The organism is Pectobacterium sp. S5, assembly GCF_051707265.1.
Classification (GTDB): Bacteria; Pseudomonadota; Gammaproteobacteria; order Enterobacterales; family Enterobacteriaceae; genus Pectobacterium; species Pectobacterium polare.
On record NZ_JAULSZ010000001.1, the window covers coordinates 1,731,104 to 1,746,851 of the forward strand.

Consider the following 15,748-nt stretch of genomic DNA (forward strand, 5'->3'; position numbering starts at 1 on the left):
TCATGAAGCCACGGCGTTAGGGGGTAAAACGCCTAACGTCTGGCAACACCGAATCGCGCCAGCAGAGATGTCGTGACCGGAGTCACATAACCAAACGGGGGCATTGCCGCAGAGATTCAGGATTGTATAGTGTTCTAACAAGACGTTACCGCCAATGGCGGGCGAGACTTGGGCAGAGGTGAGTAGCACTACTCTCTTCTGCCCAAGTTTTTTTTTGCCTGTCATCCGGCGGTTCCCAGCGCGGAGCCACAGCCCGGCACAGCGTAATGATGTAGAAAACGATAAGGAGAAATACCATGAAAGCATTCCCCGACGGATTTTTATGGGGCGGTTCAGTTGCAGCAAACCAGGTTGAAGGGGCATGGAATGAAGACGGTAAAGGCGTATCGACCTCCGATCTTCAGCTAAAGGGCGTACATGGTCCGGTGACGGAACGCGATGAGAACATTAACTGCATCAAAGATCAGGCCATCGATTTTTATCATCAATACCCGCAGGATATTCAGCTGTTTGCCGAAATGGGTTTTAAGGTGTTGCGCACCTCGATTGCCTGGACGCGCATTTACCCCGAAGGTGATGAAGCAGAACCCTGCGAAGCCGGTCTGGCCTTCTACGATCGTCTGTTCGATGAAATGGCAAAACATCAGATTCAGCCGCTGATTACGCTGTCGCATTATGAAATGCCTTACGGGCTGGTGAAAAAGCTGGGAGGCTGGGGCAACCGTGCCGTCATCGACCATTTTGAGAAGTATGCGCGTACCGTTTTCAGCCGCTACAAAGACAAGGTGAAGCATTGGCTAACCTTCAATGAAATCAATATGGCGCTGCATTCACCCTTTACGGGCATCGGGCTGGGCGGCGAACCCTCAAAGCAAGAGATTTATCAGGCTATTCACCACCAGCTGGTTGCCAGCGCACGCGCGGTAAAAGCCTGCCACGACATTATTCCGGATGCAAAAATCGGCAATATGCTATTGGGCGCGGTACGCTACCCGATGACCTGCCATCCGAAAGATGTGCTGGAAGCGCAGAGCAAGAACCGTGAATGGCTGTTCTTCGGCGATGTGCAGGTACGCGGCACCTATCCGGCCTGGATCCAGCGCTATTTCCGGGAAAATGGCGTCGAACTCACGATTACTGCGCAGGATAAAGATGATCTGAGCCACACCGTAGACTTTGTCTCCTTCAGCTATTACATGAGCGGCTGCGCGACCTTCGAGCCGGAGAAATATCAGTCCTCACGCGGCAATATCATCCGTCTGATTCCTAACCCACACCTTGAAGCCTCCGAATGGGGCTGGCAGATTGACCCCGAAGGCCTGCGTTTCCTGCTAAACGAGCTGTATGACCGCTATCAAAAGCCGCTGTTCATCGTGGAAAATGGGCTGGGTGCACGAGACGTGGTGGAAGAGAACGGCAGCATTCACGACAGCTACCGTATTGATTACCTGCGTCGCCATCTGATTCAGGTGCGTGAAGCCATCGACGATGGCGTCGAACTGCTGGGCTATACCAGCTGGGGGCCGATCGATCTGGTCAGCGCGGGGACGGCGCAGATGTCAAAACGCTACGGCTTTATTCATGTGGATCGCGATGATGACGGCAAAGGCACGCTGGAGCGCCGGCGCAAAGACAGCTTCTACTGGTATCAGGATGTGATTAACAGCAACGGAAAATCGCTGTAATCCTATAGCACATAAGATGATAGAGAAAATCAGACGGCGTGTTCACACAGCGCCGTCTGATTTATTAAGAAAGATTACTTATCCATCAGTTCTTTCAGCAGTGGCTGGCTCTTTTCCGCAGCCTCATTTGAGGCTTTCACCTTCGCTTCTTTACCGACCTGATCGGGGATAAAGCCGGCGAGAATCTCCTCGTGGTTGTACCCTTTCAGCCATTCGCGCGGGAACGGCGCGAGCTGCTCACCGGTGCCTTCATAGCGATAGACCTGTCCTTGCCCTGTACGCTGGTTATACGGAATCACATTCTTACCCTGCCGATCGCCCAACTCTTCATACAGCTTTTTGCGCAGCGCGATTTTGACATTCACGATCTTCTCATCGGTCGAATCGATCAGGTTGTGCTTCTCTTCCCGATCGTTCTGCATGTCGTAGAGCTCTTCTTTATCCCACACGCCATAATATTGGATGTATTTGTATTCCGGCGTGCGGATCGCAAACGTGGTGGGCGTCTGCGGGAAGCTGTATTCCCAGAAGTATTCATAGACGAAGTAGTCTTTGCGCTTCGGCACGGTATAGCCATCCAGCCCCAGACGCCAGAAGCTCTGCCCGTCATAATGCTTTGGTGCAGCAACGCCTGCGGCTTCCAGAATGGTTGGTGCCACGTCGATGTTTCTGACAATGTCATCCACCACTTTGTCTTTGGCGAAGCCCGGCCCAGAGGCAATCAACGGCACGCGGATCGACTCTTCATAGGCGTTACGCTTATCGATCAGCCCATGTTCGCCGAACATAAAACCGTTATCCCCCATCACCATGATAATGGTGTTCTTATCCAGCCCCTGCTTTTGTAGCCAGTCGCGTACGCGCCCTACGCTGTCATCCACCGAGCGCAGCGTTTCATAGTAGTCGCGCTGATACTGCTGAAGATCCATATCCGTGTTGTAGGGATAATCCACGCCGTGCCAGCTGTTACGCTGGTTCTTCACCCACATCGGTTTGCCAGCATAGTTTTCCGGCGTATCGGCATAGGTATCCGGCACAGGGAATGTCACTTCTTTCATGCTGCCACGGTGCCGATTGGCGGGCAGGAAATCGGAGTGCACGCCTTTATGCGACAGATACATCATGAACGGTTTTTTCTTATCGAGCGTGTTTAGCCAGTCTACGGCGTAGTCCGTCAGCTCATCGGTGATGTAGCCTTTTTGCGGCACCATCTTGCCATCAATATTGAGCATGGTCGGCTTGCCATAGTTATCAATCGGATAATAGCTGCCTTGCCCCAGCAGCCCTACCCAGCGATCGAAACCGGCGAAGCCTTTCGTGGCCGTTTTATCCGCGCCGCCGAAGTGCCATTTACCAAAGAAACCGGTCTGATAGCCGTTGTCGCGCAGCAGTTCTGGGAAGTAGTTCAGATGAGAGAGATCGGACGGATTGTTATCCGATACCCCGTGATTATGCACGTACATCCCCGTCAGGATGCTGGCACGGCTGGGCGAGCACAGCGAAGTGGTCACGAACGCATTCTTAAAATACGTCCCTTCTTTGGCGATGCTGTCCATATTCGGCGTGTGAATAGCCGAGTTCAGGAAGCCAAACGCGTCGTAACGCTGATCGTCAAGAATGATATAAACCACGTTTGGCTGCTTTCCATCCGCCGACGGCACCGTCGTTGCAGGAGAAGTCGCCGCGGCAGCCTGTCCCCCTGCCGCTTGCATACAGGCCAGCGTAATCGCGGCCAGAAGTCTGTTTCTTTTCATTATTTTTCCTTTTATGCCATCCCTTCCCAGAGCACTCGAAGAGTATTCGGCATCGGTTAATAAAATTCGGCTTTCATATTCCTTCTTATTTTCTTCATCGATTCCTGGCGTCCCAATTGAGAGAGCAAGGCATTCATGCGTGGTAACACATGGAATAGGTGCGTTTTAAAGCCATCGCAGAAGTAGTTTTTATTCGGTCGCCCATCGCTGGAAATTTCAAACCGATGCTTCGGGCAGCCGCCATGACAAACTGCTTTCACTTCACAGTTCAGGCAATCTTTGCTGATGTTTTTTCGCTTATTTTCACCAAAGGCGAGGTTTTGCGGCGAATTCACCAGCGACGCCAGATCGTCCTGATTAATATTGCCGAGCTTATTTTCGGGATAAACGAAATGGTCGCAGGAATAGACGTCACCGTTTGCTTCAACAATCAGGTTACCGCCGCAGGTTTCGTTGATAACGCAGGCGCTAAGCTGCCCAGTCATTTTGGTCAGCGTTTGCTCGAAGTTCATGACAAACACATTGCCCAGATCGTGCTGAACCCAATGGTCAAAAATCGTATTCAGGAAACGACCATACGCTTTGGCAGGCACTGACCACTCCGTCACGCTGCACTGGCCCGAAAAATCCGGCTGAATCAGCACCAGTCCGTTGTCATCCGGCTCAGCAGCGCGGCGTTCCACCAGCGGAATGAACTGCATGTAGCGGCTACCGATGCGTTTAAGAAACTGGTACACATCCAGCGGGCGTTTCACGTTTTCCGCATTCACCACCGTCAGGGTATTAAACTCGACCCGATGACGCTTCAGCGCTTCCAGCCCCTTCATCACGTCATCAAAGGTGCTTTTCCCTGCCCGCGTGAGGCGATGCACATCATTGCTGATACGGTCACCGTCAATCGACAATCCCACCAGAAACTGGTTCTCTTTCAAAAAACGCGCCCAGTCGTCATCAATATTGGTGCCGTTGGTCTGAAAGAAATTATTGATCTGCTTTGTGCCACGGTATTGGTTTTGCAACCGCACCGCTTCGCGGAAGAAATCGATACCCAGCAGGGTCGGTTCGCCCCCCTGCCACGGGAAATCAACAACAGGTGCCTGCTGGCTACTGATGTTCTTTCGCACATAGTTTTCCAGCGTGTCGCCATCCATCTTCCAGCGGCTTTTGCGCTCGGGATAAAGATGCTCCTTCTCCAGATAAAAACAGTATGAGCAATCTATATTGCACACGGACCCTGAAGGCTTGGCCATCAACTGAAAATTGGCAATAGACTGACTCATTGGCACCTCAACGTAACTTAACGGCTACACGATGTTCTCTTTGCTGAGAGAGGTTCTCTTTCCTGAGAAAATCGCCGCCAACTTCCCTGTCGGCGGATCGTTTGCGATTACAGATCGAACTGCGGCGGTTTCTTCTCACCCAGCGACTGTTCATACGCCCGCGCTTTCTCAATCAGCGCCCGATAGCGATCCGGCTCTTTCGCCGACAGATCGTGCTGCTCAGAGACGTCATCGCGCAAGTTGAACATGAGCGGTTTTTCCAGATCGACCGGAATACCCGCTTTCTTGTCACGGAAGACCACCTTGTAGTCGCCGTCACGGTAGGCATCCATCTTGCCCCAATAGAAATACGGCATGAAGGTACGCGCGCTCGGCTTTCCGTTCAGGAAGGCGGCGCTGAGATCCACGCCGTCCAGATCGCGCTGGGCATGCTGGCTACCGGTGATCTTCATCAGCGTCGGCAGAAGATCCAGCGTACTGCCGATATCATCCACCACTTTCGGCGTGATATGGGATTTCCAGTTCACGATAAACGGCACGCGCTGCCCGCCTTCAAATACGGTGCTTTTACCCGAACGCAGCGGAAGTGCCGAACCGGCCAAACCGTCTTTGTCATACTGCAACCACGGACCGTTGTCGGAGGTAAAAATCACGATGGTGTTTTCCGCCAGCTTGTTCGCTTCCAGCGCCTGATAGATCTGCCCCACCGACCAGTCGATCTCCAGCATCACATCGCCGTAAGGGTTATGTCCTTTGCCTTTAAATTCCGGCGAGGTAAACAGCGGTACGTGGGTCTGCGGGTAAGCCATATACATAAAGAACGGCTGATCTTTATTGTCGGCAATGTACTGCACCGCCTTGTTCGTCACATCCTTGGTAAAACTGGCCTGCTGGAAGCCCTGCGGCACGGCGTAATCGACCTGCTTTCCTTTGTCTTTGTAGGAGTGATAAAGCGGTACATTCCAGTATTCCTGCTGCGGTGCGCGGTTGATCTCTTCCATTTTATTCAGCAGTTCACGCCTTTTCGGATCGGTTCTCGCCAACCGATTCATCTCCACCTGATCGACAACGGTGCTGAAGCGATCGTTGCTGGTCGGGATCCCGTACCATTCGTCAAAGCCGTGGCGCGTTGGAAACGCATTCGACTGCGTCCCTAAGTGCCATTTGCCGTACATGATGGTGCGATATCCGTTGTGCTGGAGTGATTCCGCCATGCTGACTTCATCGTCAGGGAAACCATCAGGATCTTCATCCATAAACACGCCGGGAATTTTCGTGCCGTATAGCCCGGTTTTGGTTTCGACGCGGCCCGTCATCAATCCGCCACGGCTGGGAGAAGAAATCGCCGAAGAGACATAAAAATTGGTCCAGCGCTGCCCTGTTGCCGCCAGCTTATCCAGATGAGGCGTCGGCGTTTTCGCGCCCTGTACCGACATATCGGCCCACCCCATATCATCGGTAAACAGGATGATCACATTCGGCTTTGCCTGCACCGCCGCAGCGGCCGCCGGCCCAGCCAGCAGCGCCGTCGCGATAGAGAGCGCCATGACCTGTTGCTTCATCATCTTCCATCCCCCAGAGTGTCGTTTTAGCTTTTCTCACATCATCAAGGTATGTGAACAGATACACATATCGGTTTTCACGGCTGAATGGGCAATGTACCGACCGGGCTTTCCTGCCAGCCATAGCGGATCGCCTTGAATTGCAGCTGCGATGCGCTCTTCAGCGGCGTGATGCTGCCCGTGTACAGCTCCCACTCTTTGCCATCCCAGCTGTAGCCAATGGAGGCATCCTGCGTGCGGTTAGCCAGATAAATTTTGTGGCTGACCGCATCCCACTGCGCCACGGGCGTCAGCGTGGCGCGCTGCTTGCCCTGCTCATCCAGCAAATCCGCCACCATCTGATCTTCCGCGATCAGATTCATGTCGTTCTCACGGTTACGCCAGCGATCCATCTCCTCACGCATCCGCACCAGTACGGCATTTTGGGCCGGATCGGCCGCTAAGTTATGCAACTGCAAAGGATCGCGTTGCAGATCGTAAAGCTCTTCCGCCGGACGATCGGCAAACCAGCTTTGCTGCTCGGCACTCAGTTGGTGTTGCTCATGCGCCGCATTCAAATCTTTCATCGATCCGAGCGCGTTGCGGAAAGCAATGCCGATGCCCCCCGGCGTGGTCGCTAGATTACGGACATATTGATAGTCACGATCCCGGACAAAATAGGCGCGCATGTCGTATTCATCCATCCGCCCCCGCACGCCGTAGACAAACTGGCGCTGCGGCGCGAGATCCTGTGCCAGACTGATACCGCGCATATAGTCAGGCTGTTTGATGTCGGCAAACCCTAGAATGGTCGGTGCCAGATCCTCGAACGACACCAGCCGATCGTTATTGCTCCCTTCCGCCGACCAGCCTGCTGGACGATACTTCTCAGGGATATGCACGATCAGCGGAACATGGGTGCCGGAGTCATAGCCCTCACGCTTATGACGCGGGATCCCATCGCCGTTATCCGCCGTGAAAATGACGATGGTGTTATCCCACAGCCCGTCCTTTTTCAGCCCGTCCAGCAGCTTACCGACCTGCATGTCCATAATATGAATATTGTCGTAATGCTGCGCCAGTTCCTGTCGGGTTTGCGGCGTGTCCCGCAGATAAGGCTCCAGTTTCAGACTTTGCGGATCCGTTGGCGTATAACGGTATTGCTGGCGGAAAGTATCCCACTGTTTGACGAAGCGCGACTGGCCCGCTGGGTGGTTTTCCGCCGTAAAGAGCGCCGATTCATGCGTAATCTGCGGGTTGAAATTCATGAAGAACGGCTTGCCCTTCAGATCGTAATTACGCCAGGCTAGCTGAATATGTAGATCGTCCATGCTGCTGTACTCCCCGTGGCGCGTCCACAGGGTGAAAGGGCCAACATCAGCATGGCCTTTCGTAAACTGGTAATCCGTCTTGGTGTCGTTATAGGTGAAGTAACCGCTGCGGCGCAGCAGTTCGGGGTAGCCTTTCACGTAAGAAGGCGGCACGCCTAAATAACCGCCTGCGGGTCGAGTCGCCGTGCGCATGTGCTGCAACCCAGTGGTATGTTGAAACATGCCGGTAATCAGCCCCGCTCGTGACGGTGCCGAGACGCCCGCCATGGTGAAGGCTTGCGTAAAGACAACGGACTCTTTTGCCAGCGCATCCAGATTCGGCGTTCGCGCCTGCGTATCCCCGTATGCGCCCAGACGGGGATTCATATCCTCCGCCACAATCAGCACCACGTTCGGACGCGGGCTGGCGATCTGAGCGGAAAAATCGGCACCCACCGCCTGACCAGACAGTGAAAATGCCGCCAACATCGCCACGACCAGCGGTGTCTTCTTCATCATTTAGGTTTCCTCAGACGTCTTGAGCTGCGCGCCGCCACGCGTTATCTGGCGGCAAATGCTCTTATCATCCACCGCCCTACGCCAGCGCAATAACCGTCTCTCCGGCCTGCTGCTGACGTGCAGCACCCTGGCTGAATACGCGATAGTCTTCCGCATTCGTGATCACCATCGGCGTCACGATGTCGTAGCCCGCCTTCTGGATCGCGTCCAGATCGAACTCCAGCAGCAGTTGGCCTTTTGTCACCTTATCGCCTTCCGCAACATGCATCTGATAATGCTGACCTTCCAGCTGTACCGTGTTGATGCCGACATGAATCAGAATCTCCGCACCATTTTGCGAGAGAATGCCGACGGCGTGACCGCTGGCGAACGTACTGGCAATCATGCCGTCCACTGGCGAATAGATACGACCTTCTTGCGGCAGAATAGCAACACCCTGACCAACGACGCCGGAAGAGAACACCTTGTCATTTACCTCTTCCAGCGAGATCAGTTCACCTTTTGCCGGCGACCCCAGTTGTTCCGCCGTCTCCGGTGCGTCTTTCAGCGGTAGAGGCACAGCATTGGCCTGCTGGCGTGATACTGGCGCAGCCGGTGTCGTGGTGGGTGAATGCGTGGGAGTAGGCGTGCTTTCGGCAGGCGGGGTTGGATCATCAAAGCCAACCACAATAGTCAGCACAAAACTTGCGACAAATGCGATAGCACAGCCAATGAGGAACCCAACGAAGCCTTCACCATAGAAAATCGGCAGTGTCAGCAATCCAGGCATCCCCATGGAAATCGCCGAGCTTTTCGCATAGCCTGCGATAGCCCCGCCCATTGCCGCGGCGATCACTGCACAGATAAACGGTTTTTTCAGCTTCAGCGTGACGCCGTAGACACCGGGTTCCGTGATACCAAACAGTGACGCAATGAACGAACTCCCCGCCAGCGCTTTGAGCTTTTTATCTTTGGTGCGCACCATGACGCCCAACAGTGCGCCAGACTGAGCGAAGACCGACGGGCTGGATGCCGCTTTGAGGTAGCTGTGTCCCATGACCGAAAGGTCATTAATAAACACGGTCACGAAGCCCCAGTGCACGCCGAAGATCACTAAAATCTGCCATGCCGCCGCAATCAGCGCCCCGGCAATAATCGGGTTGAAGCTATAGATACTGACAAACACCGACGCAATCAGCTTACTGGCCGAGATACCAATCGGCCCGATGGTCATCAGCGTTAGCGGCACCATCAGCACCAGCAGGAAGAACGGCGTCAGAATATTGCGCACGCTTTCGTGAATATGGCGATTCAGGAAACGCTCGATATACGACATCAGCCACACGCTGAAGATAATCGGAATCACCGAGGAGGTGTATTTCATCATGACGACGGGCAGGCCGAAGAACGTCACCGGCTGACCGGCATCAAATAGCCCCTGAATCGTCGGGTAAACCAGCGCACCGGCAATCGACACTGCCACAAAAATGTTGGTTTCGAATTTACGCGCGGAGGTAATCGCCAGCAGCATCGGCAGGAAGTAGAACAGGCTGTCAGACGCCGCATGCAGAATGACATAGGTGCTTTCTTTGGTATTCAGCCAGCCAAGCGCAATGACGATAGCCAGCGCCCCTTTTAGCACACCCGCTGCCGCCATCGCCCCCAGCAATGGGGTAAAAATCCCGGCAACCAGATCAATCAACCGCCCCATCGCAGATGTTGATGCCTCACTTTCTGCTGCCTGACGTTTCCCGTCGCCGTCCTCCAGCAGTTTGGAGATCGCACCAAACGCGCGGTACACCTCCGGCACCCGGTTCCCGATCACCACCTGCAATTGCCCTGATGCGTTGATGACCGTAATGACGCCTTCCAGCGCCTCAAGCGCAGCCACATCCACCTTACCGTGATCGACAATCTTAAAGCGCAAGCGTGTTGCACAATGCACCAGAGTGGAGACATTCGCCTCTCCCCCGACCAACCTCAAAATATTTTCAGCTAGCACTTTGCTATTCATAATGACTTCCCGTTTCGTCAATGGCTGCAACTGCCCAATACACGTCATCCCGCTTGTTGTCCGCTGGCCAGCTAGAAAATAAGCAAAAAAAAACCTGGATAAAGCAGCGTGCTATACGCTGCTTTATCCAGGTCTCGCCCAGAAAATTCTGGTGACGTCCTTTCCTGTTTTCTAACAAGTTCACGCGGAGAAAGCTATCTCTACGTTTTATTCTGTGAAAACAGTCACTAAATTTTTACCAATCGGGTGAAGCCGCCCACTCCACGGCGTGATAAAAACAAAATGGCGCCTCTCAAAAGAGGCGCCATCAGCAAATTTACGGCTTGCTCTGCTTCTTCAGCCAGGTTTCCATTTGGTCGATCTCCGGCTGCTGGGCTTTGATAATCTCTTCCGCCAGCTTGCGCAATTCCGGGTCTTTGCCGTATTGCAGCTCCGTTTTTGCCATATCAATCGCGCCGCGGTGATGCGCAATCATCCCTTTGGCAAAGGCAATATCAGGGTCGCTGGACTGCATCCCTTTCATCATGTCGCTATGCATCGCATCCATCCCTTGCTTATACGCCTGCTGGGAGGACGACGCGTCGTTCGCAGCACCGTGGCCGCTATGCGCGCTGTCGGCCGCGAACGAGAGAAACGGAACCAGCAACGCTGCCGTTAATAACAAATGGACTTTCTTCATCACAACCCCTCAATCAGTCACAGTAGGTTTGAGGGTAGACGTTCCAGTAAGGGGAAGGTCAAGGAAAGAGTCAGACCTCTTCGACCAGACTCATACAGACGCGATTACGCCCCTGCGCTTTCGCTTTATACAACTGCTCGTCCGCCAGCCCGATCAGATCGTAAATATTGCCGCCTTCATACTGGGGAAACGTGGCAACGCCAATACTGGTCGTAAAACGGATTTCCCGGCCGTCGGACAGCGTCAGCGCCGTGGATTCCGTAAGATGCCGCAGCGCTTCAGCCATCGCTTCGGATTGCTCAGCCGTCAGGTCATAAGCCGCAATCACGAACTCTTCCCCACCCCAGCGGCACAGGATGTCGCTCGGACGAATCGTGGCGCTCAGCATACGGGCAAAGCTGGCGATCAGTTCATCACCGCAGGCATGACCGTAGGTATCATTGACCTGCTTAAAATAATCGATATCCAGAAACAGCAGCGTTAATTGGCGCTTTTTCTTATTCATCAGCACGCCCTGCCGCCCGTTCAACATGCTGAGAAAAGCGCGACGATTGAACGTGTTGGTGAGCGCATCCTTCAGGCTGCTGCTTTCGATGATTTTAATCAGCCGCCGGTTCATCGAGACAAAATGAGAGACGCTCAGCATCGCCATAATTAACATCGCGATGTTCAGCCTTGCCGTAGTGAGAAACGAATTAATGTACGCTTCGGAATTCGAATCGATGAGTATACCGACCTGATTAATATAGAGATAATTCAGTATTACGCCGGTAATCGCACAGAGCAGCGACATGATCGGAAAAGAGTAATTGAACGCACACAGCGTGAGTGGAATAACGGACAGCGTAATCAGACTGGCATCAAGGAAAAAGAGGCTCACTAATAAGAAAATGATGAAGACCAGAAAGGGAAAGATATTTTCTCTGATGGTCTTAGGACACAGCGGAATATTCCGTAACGCGCGCAGGATGTCTTTACCCCGCAGGAAAAAGAACGCGAGGATAATGCCGGTCCCCAGCTGTTCGCTGAACCAGTCCATAAACTCGGCATAGCGGTTTCCCGTATCGTAAACATACGCATAAACCCCATACGCCACGCCGGATAAGAACGCGCCGACAAACGTCGAAGCGAAAATAATGTAGACGTAATATTTGCTGAATTTTTCAAATGTCGACCACTTTCCAGTAAACCGACACATCAGGCAAAAGGCGCACCAGGCCGTCACCACAAAGACCATATTGCACAAACATAACAGCACCTTGGTTTTTAGCGGCGAGCTATTATCCATCAGTAACGCGGCCGACAGCATCGCCGCATAGCTCACCAAAAAACCGATACCGATAGAGAACGTTTTACCTGTTATCGTCCCTTTTCTGGCTCTGAAAATGATCATGAGGCAAAAAACCAGAATGTTGGCGGGCCAAAACAGCGACAGCTCATCCAACACACGAAAACGAAATCCCAGACAGCTCACGATGAGAGTGGTCAGAAACAGCAGCGGCATGAACTTTATAGCTTTCAACGTCAAATCGTGATTCATCTGTCCTTTACCGCCCGCTGTCCGATCATTTCACCTGCTGTCTCCGCGTGAGAATAGCATTAATCATTTCCCTACTCACAGTGCGATGGCGACGGGAAAATAAATAAAAAACCACCGGACCGAGGCATTACCCGTGAGGTAATACGTCAATCCGGTGGTCTTGTTGACTGAGTTCGTTATCTTACCGACGCGTTATTCCGCAGGAACAGGCTTGCCGTCAGGTTTTGGCGGTTGAGTCAGTCGTTTTTCAAAATTGTCGTTGTACTGTTTCTTCTGTTCTGGCGTCAGAACGTTGTAAATTTTGTTTTTGGTTTCCAGTCCGTTAAGCATTCTGGCCTTGTGTGCAGCATCGGCTTTATCCAACTGTGCCTGTGCTTTTGCGGCATCAAACGTATCGGATGCAACCAGGCTATGCATGTCACGACGATCGTCCTGCATCGCTTTGTGCATTTTCTCGCGGGACTCTTTCATGATGTCTTTAATTTGCTGCTTCTGCGCTTCCGTCAAATTCAGCTCCTTAAACATCGCATCCGGCCCCATCATGCCACGATGCTCCCGACCCTCTTTCATCATCATCTTGTGTTCCGGGCCAGGACCTTTCGGGGCATCATTAGCATGCGCGATACCTGCCGCGCCCAATGCCAAAGAAGAAGCAACCAGCATTGCAGTGAGTTTACGCATATTCTATTCCTCTCTCTGAATTGACTTGTCGACGGCGAGTGCCGTGCTACGAGGGAAAGTATAGGCCCGACACCTTCAGTTAATTAGAGTAAGGGTAAATCTCTGCAAGTGTCGGCTCCACATTTGCGCCAATTATGGAGAATGAGGAGGAATTGTGTAAGGAAGCGGAAGTATTGCGTTAAGCGTTACCGCAGTGAACGCCTAAAGGCGCTGGCTTCTTGTGCCAACACATCAAGATGGGCATGAACGACCTTCATTTTCTGAATCAGCGGATTACGCTCCGGCGAGCTATCCATCGCGCTCAGCTGTGCAGAGAGCCGTTCAATCTGCGTACAAAGATAAGCGTCACGCTCTTTCGCCTGAAGCAGCAGTTGCTGGAGGGACTGATGTTCCTGCCGCCACGTCTGTTGCTGACGTTGAACGCTTTGCTCTAACGCCCGAAGCGCGCTATCCAGCCGATATTCCAACTCTTCCACCCGCATAACGATACCTTTGCCCAATAAACTCGCGGATTATAATGTGACACGCCCCCGACAACAAACACTCCAGCACACGATCCCTTGCCTGCACGCGCTTTCCCCCAAGATTCGCAATGACATCAATCACAATAAATAAACATAAATTTCACAACTCCCTCAATTACGGCTAGATTGAACACCATGACTCATCAGACCAGTTAACTTCACCGGAGAGTGCAATGACTGCCTACCCCACGCTGCTTTCCCCACTCGATCTTGGCTTCACGACATTAAAGAACCGCGTGGTGATGGGATCCATGCATACCGGTCTGGAAGAACACCCGGACGGCACCAAAAGGCTGGCGGCATTTTACCGTGAGCGCGCGCAGGGCGGCGTTGGCCTGATTGTCACCGGCGGGATTGCGCCAAACGCCAAAGGTGCCGTTGCCAAAGGCGGCGCGACCCTGCATGACGAGGCGCAGCTGGCGCATCATCAGGTGCTGACGCAGGCGGTACACGATGCGGGCGGGAAGATCGCGCTGCAAATTCTCCACGCCGGACGCTACAGCTATCAACCCGATCCGGTCGCGCCATCGGCCATTCAGGCACCGATTAACCGCTTTGTACCACGAGAAATGAGTACGCAGGATATTGTGCAAACCATCGACGACTTTGCCCATTGCGCCGCGCTGGCGCAGCAGGCGGGTTACGACGGCGTGGAAATTATGGGATCGGAAGGCTACCTGATTAATCAGTTTCTGGTGACGCACACCAACCATCGCGATGACGAATGGGGCGGCGATTTCCAGCGCCGTAGCCGCTTCGCGCTTGAGATTGTTCGCGCCGTGCGGGAACGAACGGGGCCGGACTTCATTCTGATTTACCGTTTATCGATGCTCGACCTGATAGAAGAAGGATCAAGCTGGCAAGAAATTGTGCAACTGGCGCAGGCGATTGAGCAGGCAGGTGCCACCCTCATCAATACCGGTATCGGCTGGCATGAAGCGCGAATTCCGACTATCGCCACGCTGGTGCCGCGCGGTGCCTTCGGCTGGGTAACGCAGAAGCTAATGGGGAAAGTCCGCATCCCGCTGATTACCACCAACCGCATCAACGATCCCGGCGTCGCGGAACAACTTTTAGCCGAAGGCTGTGCCGATATGGTGTCGATGGCGCGTCCTTTTCTCGCCGATGCAGAACTGGTAGCAAAAGCGCAGTCGGGGCGTGCGGATGAAATCAATACCTGCATCGGCTGCAATCAGGCCTGCCTCGATCAGATTTTTGCTGGCAAGGTCACGTCCTGCCTGGTCAACCCACGCGCCTGTCATGAAACCGAACTGCCTATCCAGCCCGCACGCGTTGCTAAACGCTTTGCGGTGGTCGGCGCAGGGCCTGCTGGCATGGCCTTTGCCGTCAATGCCGCCGCACGCGGCCATCAGATCACGCTGTTTGAATCCTCTTCCTATATCGGCGGGCAGTTCAATATTGCCAAACAGATACCCGGCAAAGCGGAATTTTATGAAACACTGCGCTATTACCGTCGACAGCTAGAATTGCTCGGCGTCACGCTTCGCCTGAGCACGCAGGCAACTGCCGCTGATTTGCTTGGTTTTGATGACGTGATTCTGGCCTGTGGCATCGTGCCGCGTATTCCCGCGATTGCCGGTATCGATCACCCTAGCGTGTTGAGCTATCTGGACGTGCTGCGCGACAAAAAGCCAGTCGGCAAACGGGTCGCCATTATCGGCGCAGGCGGCATCGGTTTTGATACCGCGCACTATCTTCTTAACGAGAATAGTCTTCTTAGCAAGAACCATCGTCTTAATCCCCTGCCTTCTCAAGCGGGACATGCTGACTTTTATGCGGAATGGGGAATCGATAAGCAATTGCAGCACCGGGGCGGCCTGCTACCCCAACAACCTGGCGGGCTTCCCCATCAGCGGGACATTACCGTATTACAGCGGAAGACCGGCAAGCCCGGTGAAAATCTGGGGAAAACGACAGGCTGGATACATCGCACCACGCTGCTGCGCCACGGTGTAACGCTGCTGGGCGGCGTGGAATATCATCATATTGATGATGAAGGGCTGCACATTATCCACGACCAGCAACGACGCTGTCTGCCAGTAGATAACATCATCATTTGTGCTGGTCAGGAACCCAACCGTAAGCTGTATGACCCTTTACTGGCTGCCGGATGTCACGTTCATCTGATTGGCGGTGCCGATGTGGCGCAGGAGTTGGACGCACGCCGGGCGATCGATCAGGCTACCCGGCTGGCGTTAATACTGTAGTTCGTGAGGCTGAA

General features: G+C 53.5%; 12 protein-coding genes. 2 read left to right on the plus strand and 10 right to left on the minus strand.

What is annotated here, in order from left to right; all coding sequences use genetic code 11:
* Complete coding sequence (locus QWJ20_RS07760) at positions 1-225, minus strand: hypothetical protein (protein WP_433992214.1); 225 nt, start codon at positions 223-225, stop codon at positions 1-3.
* Positions 226-296: 71 nt separating this feature from the next.
* Here QWJ20_RS07760 and QWJ20_RS07765 point away from each other — a divergent pair, with 71 nt between their 5' ends.
* Positions 297-1,685, plus strand: coding sequence for a glycoside hydrolase family 1 protein (locus tag QWJ20_RS07765; RefSeq protein WP_433992215.1), 1,389 nt, complete (start codon positions 297-299; stop codon positions 1,683-1,685).
* 74 nt (positions 1,686-1,759) lie between these two features.
* On the opposite strand, the gene QWJ20_RS07770 is transcribed toward QWJ20_RS07765, so the two are convergent.
* From QWJ20_RS07770 to QWJ20_RS07810, 9 genes are all read right to left on the minus strand, one after another.
* Positions 1,760-3,439, minus strand: a complete 1,680-nt coding sequence (locus QWJ20_RS07770) for a sulfatase family protein (RefSeq protein ID WP_433992216.1) — start codon at positions 3,437-3,439, stop codon at positions 1,760-1,762.
* A gap of 56 nt (positions 3,440-3,495) precedes the next feature.
* Positions 3,496-4,719 carry an anaerobic sulfatase maturase gene (locus QWJ20_RS07775; protein WP_433992217.1) on the minus strand — a complete coding sequence of 408 codons (1,224 nt, stop codon included), beginning with the start codon at positions 4,717-4,719 and terminating at the stop codon, positions 3,496-3,498.
* Between the two features lie 107 nt (positions 4,720-4,826).
* Complete coding sequence (locus tag QWJ20_RS07780) at positions 4,827-6,284, minus strand: sulfatase-like hydrolase/transferase (protein ID WP_433992218.1); 1,458 nt, start codon at positions 6,282-6,284, stop codon at positions 4,827-4,829.
* Positions 6,285-6,358: 74 nt separating this feature from the next.
* Positions 6,359-8,089, minus strand: a complete 1,731-nt coding sequence (locus tag QWJ20_RS07785; RefSeq protein WP_433992219.1) for a sulfatase family protein — start codon at positions 8,087-8,089, stop codon at positions 6,359-6,361.
* Positions 8,090-8,165: 76 nt separating this feature from the next.
* On the minus strand, positions 8,166-10,082 hold the full coding sequence (locus QWJ20_RS07790; RefSeq protein WP_433992220.1) for a beta-glucoside-specific PTS transporter subunit IIABC: 1,917 nt from the start codon (positions 10,080-10,082) through the stop codon (positions 8,166-8,168).
* 316 nt (positions 10,083-10,398) lie between these two features.
* Positions 10,399-10,761, minus strand: coding sequence for a CopM family metallochaperone (gene copM, locus QWJ20_RS07795; RefSeq protein ID WP_119888187.1), 363 nt, complete (start codon positions 10,759-10,761; stop codon positions 10,399-10,401).
* 70 nt (positions 10,762-10,831) lie between these two features.
* Positions 10,832-12,301 carry a GGDEF domain-containing protein gene (locus QWJ20_RS07800; RefSeq protein WP_433992221.1) on the minus strand — a complete coding sequence of 490 codons (1,470 nt, stop codon included), beginning with the start codon at positions 12,299-12,301 and terminating at the stop codon, positions 10,832-10,834.
* Between the two features lie 192 nt (positions 12,302-12,493).
* Complete coding sequence (gene spy / locus QWJ20_RS07805; protein ID WP_014914087.1) at positions 12,494-12,982, minus strand: ATP-independent periplasmic protein-refolding chaperone Spy; 489 nt, start codon at positions 12,980-12,982, stop codon at positions 12,494-12,496.
* A 185-nt stretch (positions 12,983-13,167) separates the two neighbouring features.
* Positions 13,168-13,464, minus strand: coding sequence for a hypothetical protein (locus tag QWJ20_RS07810; RefSeq protein WP_433992222.1), 297 nt, complete (start codon positions 13,462-13,464; stop codon positions 13,168-13,170).
* 215 nt (positions 13,465-13,679) lie between these two features.
* On the opposite strand from QWJ20_RS07810, the gene QWJ20_RS07815 reads away from it, so the two are divergent.
* Entirely contained in the window at positions 13,680-15,734 is a 2,055-nt protein-coding gene (locus tag QWJ20_RS07815) for an FAD-dependent oxidoreductase (RefSeq protein ID WP_433992223.1), read from the plus strand.
* Positions 15,735-15,748: the final 14 nt, after the last annotated feature.